Genomic DNA, 13,692 nt, shown 5'->3' with positions numbered 1-13,692 from the left:
AATTCGGGTTTTATATTAGGATTAATTGCTACAATCATTTCGATACAGAAAAGAAAAAATGTAAGGATACAGTCACTATTATGGCAATTCCCTCTATTAATTATTTCTGTATTCAGTATTTTTTATGGGCAAGATATTTTTAGTAAAATATGGGAATGCTTATTAGTAATAGCCTTGATTGTAAGTATATATAATGAGTTACGAAGAATAAAAAAATAGAGTATATTTTTCAAACTAGAAAGACAAAAAGCACCTTTTGAAAGGCGCTTTTCTAATTCAACCGTTTTCATAAACAATAAGTTCAGTACACTCCCTTGTTTTAAATAGATTTTTGTTTTAACGCAATTTGAAGTCCAGTTGAAACTCGTGCATATCCGATATTCATTTTATTCTCCTTTGTTCTAATTTATTGTATCATAACTTAAAAAGATATGTATAAATGAACATAGAATAAATTACGGATTAATGAACAAGAAATGTAAATGATTTTGAGAGTTTTTATAACAAAAGAAGAGTGTTCAGAAAATGACCATTTTCTGAACATAATATAAAAAAAGAAAAACAATTATTAACGCTTTTCTTTTTTATGTCTAATTATTTGATAATAGTCCAAGCTGTACATTTATATAGCCTTGGACAATTTTTAGCTTGAATTCAAAAGAAGGTTTAACATAAGAAAAGACCTCCGATATATAGATTTGAAAAGTCTATATTTTGGGGGTCACTACAAAATATATGTTGTAGCTATTATTTAGACTAAATTTAAAATCACTAATACTAGTGCTATTATGCTTTTAGATAAATGAAAACCTTTCAAAACTATTATTTTTTGAAATATCTAACTATTGCCGTAATTATTGCAAGTAAGTTAAAACAAACAATAAATATAGTTCCTAATAAATATTCAGTATTCCAGAAGTCTTTAACTGCACCTGCAGTGTGAACACCAAACAGCATAGTTCCAAAACTATAATAAGCAGAATAAATCGTTATTAATATTAATCCAACTATATTGATAGCTATTAAGCTTAGTAACCATTTAATGGAATTCATCCCAACCACGTCACCGCCTTTCTTTGGATGGTTCTGTTGCAAAGTTTTCTGATAAGTCTATTTTAGTGTAAAATGAATAAAAATGACAGCGAGGATATATCAATTTTATTTTTTATAGGTAAGAAAGAAGAACAAACAAGAAAAACACGGCATAAAAACCTATTCAGTTCATCGTCCTCAATCCTTGTCTGCTTCAATTTCTTTTACGAGATCGTTTTGTGAATCTTTTTCAGAGAGTTTTTGATCGATATACTTGTCAATGTTTTCGTAAAATTCCTTGGTCGTCTCACTATCTAATTTTGTCGAATTATGGACTTGATTGACTTTCAATTGAACAGATTGAATACCGTAAGAGGCTTGTTCTTGGCGAATGGTTTCTAATTCTTCTTCTGAAATCGGATCTCCAACAACCGTCAAGACCAATTCATTATTCCTTGACTTGTAGACTTGATTAATGACCGTATGATTGGCGAACTCTTTTCCTACAAACTGTTTGATCCCTTCTTTTCGCGCTTGATCCATCGTCAGAGTGACTGCTGAATAGCTGGCTGGAAGGACCAATAATACAATCAAGTATATCAACCCAATTCTCATTTTAATGTTTAGCTCTTTAAATGAACTTAAGGGAGATTTTCTCATCAAAATTCTTGTTCCAACGATATTGGTTAGCATGATAAAGACACAGTTGATCAAGAAAAGATAGAGAGCCCCAAATAAATATCGTTCATTTCCATTAGCTAAACCATAGCCCGCAGTACAGATAGGTGGCATTAGAGCTGTTGCGATGGCTACTCCTGGCACGATATTGTTTGCTTCTTTTTTCCTTGAACCAATGACACCTGCTATCCCACCAGCAATAGCAATGACAACATCCCAAATGGTTGGAGAGGTTCGTGCAATCAACTCGCTACTTGCATAAGATAAGGGAGAAATCCAGAAATACAGAGTCGATACAAGCAAACTGACCAATACTTGAGTAAATAAAACCTTTAGAGATTGTTTGATTAAACGCGTATCAAAAATTGCTAAACCGAATCCCAGTCCAACAATCGGTGTCATAAGAGGGGAAATCAGCATGGCTCCAATAATGACAGCTGTTGAATTCATATTTAGACCTATAGAGGCAATAAAAATCGCACACATCAAAATCACTGTATCACTTAATCGAACATGAAGATCATCATATAATTTCTCTCGGGATTCACGTGTTGAACAGTTTCCGGTCATTGGTTATTCCTTTTATTTCATATAATTTGTTTCCGCATGGATGATCGTAGAAAGACTTCTGTCCAATCTTACATATTTTTAATTTTCACCTGTAATTCTTTTGAACATTATCTTTTAAATATCTATCAGACCATCCTTGACATTATATCAAAAATTTTACAGTCTTTCTCTGAAGAAATCAATTAATTTAAATGATAGAGAAAAGAAGAAATTTTTGTTTCCTTCTCCGAAGAAGAAAAAACGATATCTCCTCTGAAAGAAGATACCGTTTTAATGTTTAAACATGATGAGTATGTTTAACAATCCATTGCTCCATTTTTATGTTCAACCAGAAGCCATAGATTCCAAACGTGATGATGGTTAGAAGAAACCACTTAATCCAGTTACCGAACAGTTGTGCTCCAGTCCCGTCAAAGGGTTCTGTTGCGAAGTTTGAAAATCAAACGCGCTCTCTCTGAACTCCAAATATCTTAGGCTGGTATTCCCATTAATACCTTGATTTCAGTAGACACCGAAAATCCGAAGAGCGTTCCATTTCTTCGGTTCTTTTTATATATTCCTCGAAGGGTCTCCATGCCCTTAATCGTGGAAGAGGCTGTACGGAGACTTTGATAAAATTTATTCCGTCGTTTAATAGGTCGATGGTCTTGTTCTATTAAATTGTTAAGATACTTCACAGTTCGGTGCTCTGTGCTCTGTCTTAGTATATAAACCCACACTCTGTAACTTTCTAAAGGCGGAGCCAAGAGAAGGTGCTTTATCGGTCACAATTGCTTTCGGCTCACCAAACTGTTTATGGAGTCGTTTTAAGAAAGCATAGGCTGCTTGCGTCTCCCGTTTCTTTCGTAACCAGATATCTAAGGTTAAGCCGTCCGCATCAATTGCACGATAAAGATAATGCCCACGTCCCTTAATTTTGATATAGGTTTCGTCCATTTTCCATGAATAGAAGGATTGTCTATTTTTCTTCTTCCAAAGATAATAGAGGACTTTGCTGTACTCTTGCACCCAACGATAAATCTTTGTATGACAAACATTTATTCCACGATCATATAACAATTCCTGAACTTCACGATAGCTTAGATTGTAACGCAGGTAGTAACCAACAGCGACAATAATGACGTCTTTTTGGAATTGTTTTCCTTTAAAATGATTCATTACTCTGTCCTCTCTGTCTTTTTTCTCAATTTTACACTAAAATAGATTTTTTGGAAAACTTTGCAACAGAACCCTCTAGATGTTGAAGATAAAGACGATATGCTGAATGATGTTTGTGACATGATTGATGATTATGATATTGCTAATATGCGAGAATTAAGAAGGTTTGTTAGAAATCATGGTTCAGAGCATAACTTGCCAAGTATGAAAGTTATTAATTCTGTTTTACGTTCACATACTGGATTAGTCCGATTGTATTTTGATGCTGTTTATCAAGAGCGTAAATATGGTTCTAAAATCGACGAGGAAACAGGCGAAATTTTATAAATATAATTTAGTGATTCTATTTTTACAGCTAAATTAGTGAAATTATTCTTGATAATTTTTTTATTAACAATTGTTAATTATTTTTTTAATTAAAGAATTATAATCAAATTATTAACAATATCAAAGGAGTTAGAAAATGGAAATTCAAACAAATTTTCAAATTGTATCTGATGAAGAACTTTCAGAAATAGTTGGGGGTGGTTATCCTAATAATCAAAGTATGAATGATGTTCTTCATTGGCTTAATGGTCATAATGATGGGAATCCTAAACAATTATCTAATGGATGGGTGGATTGGGGTGAATTAGATTGACAAAATATATTTACCCTAATTTAAAAGATAATCAAAAATATTTATTAAAAATTATTGATGGGATTTTAACTAGCAATAATATTTCAAGCGAAGAAAAGAAGCTTTTTCTGATTGCAAAAAGCAATATTGAAAAGGGTAGAAATTTTGATCCCCAAATCAGTGAATTAATTTCTAGTTTACAGTACCTTGTTCATTCAGATGATGTGCTTGTTTTTTTTGAAGAAGCACGAAAAATAATGCAAATTAACCCAGGAACCGGTGGTTCTCCATATGGTTGGTCAAATTTTGAAAGTAAATAGTCATTTACTAAAAGCAGAGAACAAAAGAGACAGGAAACTGTCTTTTTTGTTTGCTTGGGGTCTGGGGCAAACGCCCAATTTTGGCAACTGCAGTTGCCAAAACTTTCCGCAGTAATCGTCAGACAGACCTTACCTTTATGTTAATGGTTCTGTTGCGAAGTTTGAAAATCAAACGCGCCCTCTCTGAACTCCAAGTATCTTAGGCTGGTATTCCCATTAATACCTTGATTTCAGTAAACACCGAAAAGCCGAAGAGCGTTCCATTTCTTCACATGGTAAAGTGTGGGCTCTGCGAGGCTTGTTTTTGCTAGCGCAAAAATTGACACTTCGTGTCAAAAAATACCTTTTTTTGTGCCAATCACAAAAAAATCCGCCCAATAAATGGGCGATAATTCACTCAAAAATTTATCAATTTTTTTCGTTCAATAAAGCCAAAACAAAAAAAGAGTGGCTAAGCCACTCTCAAGATCACAATTTAGTTCATTTTAGCAAACGCAACTAACAATCCCTGATCACAGGATTCGAAACCATTCTTTTCATAAAAATATCTAACACCAGAAGCTTCTTCAGTTAAAAGAACTTTTTGACGAACATTTTTGTATTTATTTAATATTCTTTGCAATAATTCACTTGCAATACCCTTATTCTGATAAGCATTCAAAACAAGTATATCTTGTATATACACAATCGTTAATCCGTCTCCAATAGCCCTAATAAGCCCTACTAATTTATCGTCATTCCAAACAGTTATAACATCTAACGATTGTAATATAGCTTGCTTTAATACTTCCAAATCTTGAGTATACGCACTCCAACCAACGTCATTATATAATTCTTCTAATTGCTTAATATCGATATCTTTACTTATACTGAAATTTATTGTCATTTTTATTAACTCCCTATTCAAATTTTATACTGAATAGTCACTCTATAATTTATCAACTGTCTTATGAAACCTTTCAAAATGCAAATTTTTCTCTATCCATCATTCCAATATTTCTCCAGTTTCTCTGTCTATTTTTTTAAAAGGCTTATGCCGATTAGAACGTAAATAAGCAGTTAAAAAGATCGTCTGACTTCTAACAGTAGGAAACCATTCATCAAACTTTTCAGATACAGCATAATCAACCAAGTCGCCATATTCATAACAATTAGATTCACGAATCCATTGTACTATTTCTTGCAGAATAACATCTGTATCTACACCAACGTCTGTTAAATATTGGCGATATCTAAAACCATTATGAGCAACAACTTCACTTTTATCATACTGATACTTTTCAGGATTGTTTGCCTTTAAAATGATTCATTACTCTGTCCTCTCTGTCTTTTTTCTCAATTTTACACTAAAATAGATTTTTTGGAAAACTTTGCAACAGAACCGGAAATTCCGTCAATTTTAATTTCAACTAATCCTCTGACAGCATTTGTCATATAAAAACAATCATAATTTTTCAAATCAGAAATCGCAATATCTTTATATATTAGCGTATGATTTTTCGCAAATAAATCTAAAAAAGTTCCTTTTAGGGCATATTTGGCCGGCGTTTCGTACTGATTCCCCTTTTTTGCCACAAAATTTCCGATTGATAATTCACTGACCAAACCATCTGTATGAAATAGAATATCTTGAAACCCTTCTTTTTTCACGTCTAAGACTTCCTGACGAAAGACCTTTTGAAAATCTGGCCCTGAAAGTTTAAAGTTAGACAAAGGACTAGGCTTGTCATTAATTGACGACAGTTTAACTCGATAGGACTCATTTGAATGCGTCAGTTGACGAATCTCAGGGTTCAAAGAATCTCCGTCAGTACTGACACGTAAAACTCCGTCAGTAACATTTTGAGCAAATTTTCTCAATTTTTCTTCCAAGTCTGGATGATGGTATTGTTTTTTCAAGCGATTGACATGACCCTCTAAATTTAACAATTCACCATTTTTGACAAGACCTGTCGTAAATAAAATACTTGGAACATCTTTCAGGCCTAAAATATCTAAAAAGGGTTTTGCTTTTAGTAAAATCTCTGAAAACTCTGCTTCTGCTTCGCTCTCGAACGTAATTCCACCGCCTACACCAAGCTGATAATGTTCACCATCATGAACTAATGTCCGAATCACGATGTTCATATCCAAATCCATTTCTCGACTCAACCAACCTTGCATCCCTGTATAAATTCCTCTAGGTTGTTTTTCAACTTCCTTAATAATTTCCATTGCCCGTTTCTTAGGTGTACCTGTGATTGAACCTCCCGGGAATAAAGCCGTCATAAATTCGGAAAAAGTCAAATCTTCTTTAATTCTACTTTTTATTGAAGTCACCAGTTGATGAACATGAGAAAAAGTTTCAATTTCTGCAAATTTAGGGACTGACAAAGAAAAAGGTTGGCTAATTCGGGCAATATCATTACGCAATAAATCCGTCACCATCAGTAACTCAGTCCGTTCTTTAATACTGTTGGAAAGTATTTCCTTTTGTAATCTATCAGTTACAACATCTTCTCCTCTGGCAATTGTTCCTTTAATTGGTTTTGAAATTAATGCTCCATCATGAATAGAAACAAAGCGCTCCACAGAACTTGAAATTTGCGTCATTTTCCATTCAGGATATTGTAAAAATGATGAGAACGGAGCAGGAATTTGATTCCTTGTTTTCTTAAAAACATCAATAGGTTTTTGATCGGACCAAATTTCAAATTGTTGCGTCAAATTGGCAACATAAATATCGCCAGCCTTCATATAATCTTGTAATCTTTTTATTGAAGCAATATATTCTTGCCTTGTTTGGTCAATAAAAACAGCCCCTATGCCATTCTGACCATCAAACTCAATCTCTGAATCCACTTCAATTTCTTCCGATTCAGTCAGCCAATATTGGCCATCAGTTTGTTCAAATTGCACGACCCGTAACCGTTTTGTTCTATGGTCAAAAAGTAAAACTTCATCATAAGCTGCAAAACAAGCAGGATCTTGCTCATAACTTACAAAACCCAATAATTCTGGATAAAAAGGCCAATTTTTAGGCCGTTCAACTTTCTCATTCTTCAGCAAATCTACCGCATCTAAAAAATTGAACTTCTTTTTTTCACCATTAAAAAACACTTGACCCTTATATTTTGAAACCTTTTTATAAGGTTTATGAGCTAAAATACTATAATGCTCATTTTCGGTCGCTTGACTACTATGTAAAAAAACAATTTCTTCATCTGACCGATAATATTTTAGGAAAATTTTCCAAATATCCGTATTTTTTATTATAAATTCCTTCAAAAGACTACACCACTTTCAAAAAATTATTTAACATTTCATGACCATATTCAGTAACTAAACTTTCTGGGTGAAATTGTAAAGCCCACAATTTTAATTTTGGCTGATGAATCGCCTGAATAACACCATCCTCACTTTGCGCATCAATTTCAAAATCATTAGGTAGTTTATCGACAATCAACGAATGATAACGTGCAACTTTCAAATTTTGTGGAAGTCCTTTAAAAATCCCTTGACAATTATGACGAATGACAGAAATTTTTCCATGCATTGGCCTCTCACCAAGAACAACATTTCCCCCAAAACATTCAGCAATGACTTGCTGACCCAAGCAAATTCCTAACATAGGAATTTTTCCAGCATATAGTTGAACTACATCCCTACTAAAAACGGCTTCTTTTGGTGTTTTTGGACCTGGAGAAATGGTAATCGCATCATAATTTTCACAAATAAAATCCGGAGAAATTCTAATTTTCTGACTCATTTTATCTTGGTCATTAACCACTGTTACACTACAATCTAATTCCTCGAAATACTGTACCAATAGATAAGTAAATGAATCATAATTATCAATTAAAAGCAATTTCATTTCAGCCTCCTTCTTTAATTATACTAAAATATTTATTAAGTTAAGTATTTTAATCAGTCTAATTTCAAATCTATAAAGCGAATATTTCTTCATAAATTAATTAATTTACATTTTTTAATAAACCATTTATGAATCCAACAATAAAATCATAAACTATTGGAAATGCAAGGCCTAAAGCTAAAAAGATAAAGCCAAAACGACTCCATTTATTCATTTGTGAATAAAAACTTTTAAAACCGAACATCATAATGACTAATCCTATAACAGCAATGTAATAGCCAATTGTATAAATCATTTAATTTCTCCCAGACCTTTATTAATCATTCTGACTCTTTGAATTTTTTATCCATAAAAAATTTAAAGGTTCTGTTGCGAAGTTTGTTGATTGACATCGATAAATTTCATGTTTTTTTCTCCGTAAGACTATGATGGAATATCCTGAGTCTTTTCTTTATTGATTTCTTTTTCTTTAAGTTTTTCTTGAACAATTTCCTGCCCTGCATCATAAGTTTTCATTTTCTTGATGACTTTTCGATATTGAGCTTGTAAATCTTTTCTCTCAAGTTGAAGAGCTTTAATTTTGAGTTTATTCTCTTCAGTTGGATTTTCGTATTTTAATTGCTCATTCTGTTTTAAAATATGAGCATCTAAATATTTGACATTAGTCCAGAACACTTACCTTAAAGAAAATTAGACATAAAAAAACGGCCCCACAAGAAAATTGTGAGGCTGTTTTGAATTATATAGACGTCAAATTACTTTTTGAAAATTTTGTAGTTCGTTGGAACCATCATGAAGTTTTCTTCAGTAAATGGGCCATCATAAATTTTGATTTTGCAAACTTTTGACGTCACATCAAGGTCGTGAACAAAGTAAATTTTATATGGTGTATCTTCCAAAGAGGATGCAACCTCATTAGCACTCATTTCAAATCCATCAGAGAAGTTTGTTTTTGAAGCTTTCACTTCAATATGGATTTCATTACCTGATTGGTCAAATGCACGAATATCATAGCCATGACCATCTCCTTCAGTTTTAGAAACATGTTCAGGAAGTTTTGTTTTGTTCTTTTCTGCTTTCTGAATGAGAAAATCAAGTACGATTTCTTCGCCTAGAGCACCCGTTTTTTGTTTTGCTTTGTTGACACGTTCCCAATCAGTATGACGTCCTGTGAATTTACGTTTCTGAGTCCCATTCGGATGATTTGGTCCCACCTCATCTACAAGAACAGTAAATCCTTTTGAACTTGCTTCTTCAATTTCTTCAACTTCAGCATTTGTCAAATCTTTTTCAACGGGTAATGAGTGTGTGTCATCGATTGGACTGAGATGCCGATTCTCAATTAGCCCCACAAAATCAGTATAGGAAATCTCATTCATCCCGTATTGATCCCAGAAGTAAGCCCATGAATTTGGCTTTTTACGCTTCTTCTTGTTAGGTGTATTCCAATCAAAGTTTTCAATGAATGAATCGCCTTGCTTGATTGGCGGTTCGATTGTAAATGCGTGTGTAATTACTGCCGTAACATTTCCATTTTCATCTTCGTCAGATACACTTTCGACGTATCCTCCCCCATAAATTTCCCACTTACGGTCTTTAGTAATTTTCCCCGGATGACGATTCAAAACAACCGCACCGGCTTTCAATTTACCATATTGGCGCATGTTCCAACCGTAACTTTTAGCATCATCAGCGTATTTCAGCTGACCATCATCTTCTGTTTTCCCATGGTCCAAGATAAATGCTTGCTGGTTTTCTGTTGGTTTTGGTAAAAGATCTGTGTAAGTAACCATATTGATACCTCTTTCTATAATTCAATCAGAACAAATTTCCGTTCCGGTTGAATCAATAATATCACGTTCTAAGTTTTAAGTAAACGTTCGGATGGAGCTATACTATAAAAGTGGACAGAAAATTGTGTGTTATAATCTGTCTATTAAGACACAAAAATGAAAGGACTTTTATGTCAGGTTTTAAACGTTACGACGAGGATTTCAAAAAATATCTCGTATTTTGTTTGTTCATCCACTAAAAATATGCGAACAGTATGGCTTCATTCAATCCTGTTCTTACAAGTCAAAAGCGTTGAATCGTCCTTGGACGATTCAACAAAAAAAGTAGTCGTTTTTGGACGACTACTAAGTTCTAAACATTCATTACCCAAAATCAATTTGGTCTAACATCGTTTCTCGACTAGCTTGATCTAATCCAAGATACGTTAAGGTCATGGCTTCACTTGAATGGTTTAATAAATGGGTTCTGTTGCAAAGTTTTCTGATAAGTCTATTTTAGTGTAAAATGAATAAAAATGACAGCGAGGGTATATCAATGAACTATTTTAAAGGTAAACAATTTCAAAAAGATGTGATTATTGTCGCTGTTGGTTACTACCTGCGTTACAATCTAAGCTATCGTGAAGTTCAGGAATTGTTATATGATCGTGGAATAAATGTTTGTCATACTACGATTTATCGTTGGGTGCAAGAGTACAGCAAAGTCCTCTATTATCTTTGGAAGAAGAAAAATAGACAATCCTTCTATTCATGGAAAATGGACGAAACCTATATCAAAATTAAGGGACGTGGGCATTATCTTTATCGTGCAATTGATGCGGATGGATTGACTTTAGACATCTGGCTACGCAAGAAACGGGATACTCAAGCTGCTTATGCGTTCTTAAAACGACTCCATAAACAGTTTGGTGAGCCGAAAGCAATTGTGACCGATAAAGCACCTTCTCTTGGCTCCGCCTTTAGAAAGTTACAGAGTAACGGTTTATATACTAAGACAGAGCATCGAACCGTGAAGTATCTCAATAACCTCATTGAGCAAGACCATCGACCAATCAAACGACGCAATAAATTTTATCGAAGTCTACGAACTGCCTCAACCACGATTAAGGGCATGGAAACAATTCGAGGAATATACAAAAAGAACCGAAGAAATGGAACGCTCTTCGGATTTTCGGTATCTACTGAGATTAAGGTCTTAATGGGAATATTAGCTTAAGAACAAGAAGGATTATAAACCTTGTATTTGATTTTTAAACTTTGCAACAGAACCATAAAATCCATGTCACTACGATATGGATTTTATTAATCAGAGAGTAGTTTGACATTGAGCATGATTAGTGTTATTATGAAGAAGTAGATTTTGTCATGAGTAAAATGTTTTATAGATTCACTTTTCGCAAAATAAGATTTACAATTTTGTCGAAAGGAAATAAATATATTATGGCAAATGGAACAGTAAAATGGTTTAACGCTACTAAAGGATTTGGTTTTATTACCTCTGAAGATGGTCAAGATTTGTTCGCTCACTTCTCATCAATCCAATCTGATGGATTCAAATCACTTGACGAAGGTCAAAAAGTTGAATTTGATGTTGAAGAAGGTCAACGTGGACCTCAAGCAGTTAATATCACAAAAGCATAATTGCAACTGAATATAAAAAAACTGGAGTCATGACTTCAGTTTTTTTATATTCAGTTGCAATTATGAGAGAGTATGATATACTTAGCCAGCAAGAGGAAACTCACACTTCCCATTCATAAATTAGGGGCACTTTAATATAGAGTGGTTTTTTTAATGTTTATTAATTAAAATTAATATTTAAAAGATTTATATAAAAAACCACCTATCACAGCACATAATGATAAGCAGTTTTTGGTGCATGTTCATAGATTAAGAAGTTAATATTTAAAACATACCCGAATTGCTAGTTGATTATTTAGCCATGACTTGATACCCGATAGAATATCTTGGCTTAGATAGATTACGTCTTATCACTTATGACCATAATTTGACTCAAAAAATTGAAAGAACTGCAATTTGTAGTGGTTCAGGTGGAAAATTATGGCCTAAAGCTTTGGAAAAAAAGGCAGATATTTACATAACGGGAGATATTTATTATCATGTTGGTCATGATATGCTTTCAGCTGGTTTATTAGGAATAGACCCTGGTCACTATATTGAGCATGCTTTTATTGGATTAGTTGCTGACAAGCTTCGTTCTTTTGATTTGGGTGTCAAGATTTATGAAAGCCAAGAAAAGACGAATCCATTTTATGACATATAAAAAAGACCCTCTTGGAGGGTCTTTTTTGGTTGGAACTAATTAGCTAGCTTTTTGTTTACCACGGAAGTCAACGATTAAAAGGTTAGGGCTGAGCAATTCAGCTGTACTATGCAATTCAATCAAATTATATGAAGGATTGATTTTGGTATACATTTCATCTTGGAAGAAGTAAGAACCATAGCCTTTATAATAAATTGGTCCAAATTCAGAATCAATACTTGCATCAAAGACTTCAGGAACGTTTCCTTTTTCCACGGCAACAATACGATAGCGAGAAATTCCACCTGCACAAGCGTCAACTTCAGTATTGACTTCACTCAAAGTATGGTCAAAATCAAAAACTAAATCAACATCACCAAATGCTTTAATTTTATCAGCTGTTTTTTCATCAAATGTAATTTTCATCTTATTACCTTCACTATATATCAAGAGATGACTTGTAAATTCATCTATTTGTTATCTTTTTATACTTATATTATAACGCTAAAAAGTTCAGTAGGGAACAATAATGCTCATAAATTTTTAATTAATCTTGGTAATCTTTTAAAACCCATTCATTAATCGCATAAGCAACGCCTGATTTAGCATTTGATTTAGTTACATATTTAGCAATTTTTTTCAATTTCGATTTTCCGTTTTCCATTACTACAGGGCAACCTGCAACTTCAAGCATTGAGCGGTCGTTTTCTTCATCTCCAATAGCCATTACTTCATCCAAGTCAAAAGAAAGTTTCTCAGCCAAATGTTGAACTGCTGACCCTTTACTTGCTTTTTTATTCATGAATTCTAAATAAAACGGTGTTGATTTCACTACATTATATCGTTCAAAGAATTCAAAGGGAAGGTATGCAATTCCGTCATCAAGAGCCGCAGGCTCATCAACCATCATTACTTTAGCAATTTCTAAAGCAGCAATATCTTCGGGTTGGCGAATATAAAGTGGCATTTTAACCATTTGGGCTTCTTGCACAGTATATCTTCCGACATCGTGATTCGGAGTATAGATTCCCTCACGAGTAATTGCATGAATCGGTAATCCAATTTTACGAGCAGCAGCATCTAAGTCAAGCCAATCTTCAGAACTCAAAGTTTCTTTGATAAATTCTTCCCCAGTTGCTTGCTGAACCAACCCACCATTATAAGTAATAACATAATCACTTTGGTCAGTTAATTCAAGTGCTTTTAGAATATCAACAACACCAGGTAAAGGTCGGCCAGTTGTAATGACAATTTTAACGCCAGCCGCTTTAGCTTTTTTAACAGCCGTTTTTACTTCGGCTGTAATTTGGCGATTAGGGTCAAGTAAAGTTCCGTCAAGGTCAATAGCAACAAGTTTAATCATAAGAATTTCTCTTTCTATTTCTTTCAATTTATTAACCCGAATT

The 13,692-nt window shown here is 33.6% G+C and carries 15 protein-coding genes and 4 pseudogenes; 6 read left to right on the top strand and 13 right to left on the bottom strand.

All coding sequences use genetic code 11. The features are described 5' to 3' along the window. Nucleotides 1–822 precede the first annotated feature (822 nt). The 4 genes and pseudogenes from LLA01S_RS10450 to LLA01S_RS10440 all read right to left on the bottom strand — a co-directional run bounded on the left by LLA01S_RS10450 (nucleotide 823) and on the right by LLA01S_RS10440 (nucleotide 3,438). Nucleotides 823–1,053 carry a hypothetical protein gene (locus LLA01S_RS10450; RefSeq protein WP_412176141.1) on the bottom strand — a complete coding sequence of 77 codons (231 nt, stop codon included), beginning with the start codon at nucleotides 1,051–1,053 and terminating at the stop codon, nucleotides 823–825. A gap of 177 nt (nucleotides 1,054–1,230) precedes the next feature. After that, nucleotides 1,231–2,280 carry a TIGR00341 family protein gene (locus LLA01S_RS10445; RefSeq protein WP_061778282.1) on the bottom strand — a complete coding sequence of 350 codons (1,050 nt, stop codon included), beginning with the start codon at nucleotides 2,278–2,280 and terminating at the stop codon, nucleotides 1,231–1,233. A 277-nt stretch (nucleotides 2,281–2,557) separates the two neighbouring features. Further along, nucleotides 2,558–2,695: pseudogene (locus LLA01S_RS12245) on the bottom strand (DUF898 family protein); the annotation flags it as partial. Nucleotides 2,696–2,750: 55 nt separating this feature from the next. Further along, nucleotides 2,751–3,438, bottom strand: a pseudogene (locus tag LLA01S_RS10440) (IS6 family transposase). A 75-nt stretch (nucleotides 3,439–3,513) separates the two neighbouring features. Here LLA01S_RS10440 and LLA01S_RS10435 point away from each other — a divergent pair. From LLA01S_RS10435 to LLA01S_RS10430, 3 genes and pseudogenes are all read left to right on the top strand, one after another. Then, nucleotides 3,514–3,765 (top strand): annotated as a pseudogene (locus LLA01S_RS10435) (Rep family protein); the annotation flags it as partial. A gap of 136 nt (nucleotides 3,766–3,901) precedes the next feature. Then, on the top strand, nucleotides 3,902–4,078 hold the full coding sequence (locus LLA01S_RS12240) for a lactococcin family bacteriocin (RefSeq protein ID WP_021213339.1): 177 nt from the start codon (nucleotides 3,902–3,904) through the stop codon (nucleotides 4,076–4,078). Beyond that, the gene (locus LLA01S_RS10430) at nucleotides 4,075–4,377 is read left to right on the top strand and encodes a hypothetical protein (RefSeq protein WP_011834671.1); all 303 of its coding nucleotides are present in this window, start codon (nucleotides 4,075–4,077) and stop codon (nucleotides 4,375–4,377) included. Before LLA01S_RS12240 ends, LLA01S_RS10430 begins: the two co-directional genes overlap by 4 nt. A gap of 475 nt (nucleotides 4,378–4,852) precedes the next feature. On the opposite strand, the gene LLA01S_RS10425 is transcribed toward LLA01S_RS10430, so the two are convergent. From LLA01S_RS10425 to LLA01S_RS10400, 7 genes are all read right to left on the bottom strand, one after another. Continuing rightward, nucleotides 4,853–5,263 carry a GNAT family N-acetyltransferase gene (locus LLA01S_RS10425; RefSeq protein WP_014570902.1) on the bottom strand — a complete coding sequence of 137 codons (411 nt, stop codon included), beginning with the start codon at nucleotides 5,261–5,263 and terminating at the stop codon, nucleotides 4,853–4,855. A 99-nt stretch (nucleotides 5,264–5,362) separates the two neighbouring features. Beyond that, nucleotides 5,363–5,566, bottom strand: a complete 204-nt coding sequence (locus LLA01S_RS13665) for a hypothetical protein (protein ID WP_371400295.1) — start codon at nucleotides 5,564–5,566, stop codon at nucleotides 5,363–5,365. 152 nt (nucleotides 5,567–5,718) lie between these two features. Continuing rightward, on the bottom strand, nucleotides 5,719–7,644 hold the full coding sequence (pabB, locus tag LLA01S_RS10420) for an aminodeoxychorismate synthase component I (RefSeq protein WP_011669047.1): 1,926 nt from the start codon (nucleotides 7,642–7,644) through the stop codon (nucleotides 5,719–5,721). Between the two features lie 4 nt (nucleotides 7,645–7,648). After that, the gene (locus tag LLA01S_RS10415) at nucleotides 7,649–8,230 is read right to left on the bottom strand and encodes an anthranilate synthase component II (RefSeq protein WP_011669046.1); all 582 of its coding nucleotides are present in this window, start codon (nucleotides 8,228–8,230) and stop codon (nucleotides 7,649–7,651) included. A 100-nt stretch (nucleotides 8,231–8,330) separates the two neighbouring features. Further along, nucleotides 8,331–8,525 carry a hypothetical protein gene (locus tag LLA01S_RS10410; RefSeq protein ID WP_014572407.1) on the bottom strand — a complete coding sequence of 65 codons (195 nt, stop codon included), beginning with the start codon at nucleotides 8,523–8,525 and terminating at the stop codon, nucleotides 8,331–8,333. Nucleotides 8,526–8,653: 128 nt separating this feature from the next. Continuing rightward, nucleotides 8,654–8,905: a hypothetical protein gene (locus tag LLA01S_RS10405; protein ID WP_011669063.1), complete on the bottom strand. Its 252-nt coding sequence runs from the start codon at nucleotides 8,903–8,905 to the stop codon at nucleotides 8,654–8,656. An 80-nt stretch (nucleotides 8,906–8,985) separates the two neighbouring features. Then, nucleotides 8,986–10,023 (bottom strand): protein NO VEIN domain-containing protein, encoded by a 1,038-nt coding sequence (locus tag LLA01S_RS10400; RefSeq protein ID WP_061778281.1) that lies wholly within the window; start codon nucleotides 10,021–10,023, stop codon nucleotides 8,986–8,988. A 535-nt stretch (nucleotides 10,024–10,558) separates the two neighbouring features. Here LLA01S_RS10400 and LLA01S_RS10395 point away from each other — a divergent pair. From LLA01S_RS10395 to LLA01S_RS10385, 3 genes and pseudogenes are all read left to right on the top strand, one after another. Next, nucleotides 10,559–11,239, top strand: coding sequence for an IS6 family transposase (locus tag LLA01S_RS10395; RefSeq protein WP_061778280.1), 681 nt, complete (start codon nucleotides 10,559–10,561; stop codon nucleotides 11,237–11,239). 224 nt (nucleotides 11,240–11,463) lie between these two features. Beyond that, the gene (locus LLA01S_RS10390; RefSeq protein ID WP_012898583.1) at nucleotides 11,464–11,664 is read left to right on the top strand and encodes a cold-shock protein; all 201 of its coding nucleotides are present in this window, start codon (nucleotides 11,464–11,466) and stop codon (nucleotides 11,662–11,664) included. A 328-nt stretch (nucleotides 11,665–11,992) separates the two neighbouring features. Continuing rightward, nucleotides 11,993–12,307 (top strand): annotated as a pseudogene (locus LLA01S_RS10385) (Nif3-like dinuclear metal center hexameric protein); the annotation flags it as partial. A 39-nt stretch (nucleotides 12,308–12,346) separates the two neighbouring features. Here LLA01S_RS10385 and LLA01S_RS10380 read toward each other — a convergent pair. Then, a complete protein-coding gene (locus LLA01S_RS10380) occupies nucleotides 12,347–12,712 on the bottom strand; it encodes an iron-sulfur cluster biosynthesis family protein (protein ID WP_021166316.1) in 366 nt (121 codons plus the stop codon). 121 nt (nucleotides 12,713–12,833) lie between these two features. Next, nucleotides 12,834–13,649, bottom strand: a complete 816-nt coding sequence (gene yidA / locus LLA01S_RS10375; protein ID WP_061778283.1) for a sugar-phosphatase — start codon at nucleotides 13,647–13,649, stop codon at nucleotides 12,834–12,836. Nucleotides 13,650–13,692: the final 43 nt, after the last annotated feature.

The sequence above is a fragment of the Lactococcus cremoris subsp. cremoris NBRC 100676 genome, assembly GCF_001591705.1.
In the GTDB taxonomy this organism is placed as follows: domain Bacteria; phylum Bacillota; class Bacilli; order Lactobacillales; family Streptococcaceae; genus Lactococcus; species Lactococcus cremoris.
Note: the sequence above shows the minus strand (reverse complement) of the source record. Positions and strands in the feature narration are given on the sequence as shown.

What these genes read in the sequence shown, in the direction of transcription:
- LLA01S_RS10445 (WP_061778282.1), bottom strand. Translation starts at nt 2,280, where the DNA reads ATGACCGGAAACTGTTCAACACGTGAATCCCGAGAGAAATTATATGAT.
- LLA01S_RS10410 (WP_014572407.1), bottom strand. Translation starts at nt 8,525, where the DNA reads ATGATTTATACAATTGGCTATTACATTGCTGTTATAGGATTAGTCATT.
- LLA01S_RS10425 (WP_014570902.1), bottom strand. Translation starts at nt 5,263, where the DNA reads ATGACAATAAATTTCAGTATAAGTAAAGATATCGATATTAAGCAATTA.
- LLA01S_RS10400 (WP_061778281.1), bottom strand. Translation starts at nt 10,023, where the DNA reads ATGGTTACTTACACAGATCTTTTACCAAAACCAACAGAAAACCAGCAA.
- yidA (WP_061778283.1), bottom strand. Translation starts at nt 13,649, where the DNA reads ATGATTAAACTTGTTGCTATTGACCTTGACGGAACTTTACTTGACCCT.
- LLA01S_RS12240 (WP_021213339.1), top strand. Translation starts at nt 3,902, where the DNA reads ATGGAAATTCAAACAAATTTTCAAATTGTATCTGATGAAGAACTTTCA.
- LLA01S_RS10415 (WP_011669046.1), bottom strand. Translation starts at nt 8,230, where the DNA reads ATGAAATTGCTTTTAATTGATAATTATGATTCATTTACTTATCTATTG.
- LLA01S_RS10390 (WP_012898583.1), top strand. Translation starts at nt 11,464, where the DNA reads ATGGCAAATGGAACAGTAAAATGGTTTAACGCTACTAAAGGATTTGGT.
- LLA01S_RS10380 (WP_021166316.1), bottom strand. Translation starts at nt 12,712, where the DNA reads ATGAAAATTACATTTGATGAAAAAACAGCTGATAAAATTAAAGCATTT.
- LLA01S_RS10395 (WP_061778280.1), top strand. Translation starts at nt 10,559, where the DNA reads ATGAACTATTTTAAAGGTAAACAATTTCAAAAAGATGTGATTATTGTC.
- LLA01S_RS10450 (WP_412176141.1), bottom strand. Translation starts at nt 1,053, where the DNA reads ATGAATTCCATTAAATGGTTACTAAGCTTAATAGCTATCAATATAGTT.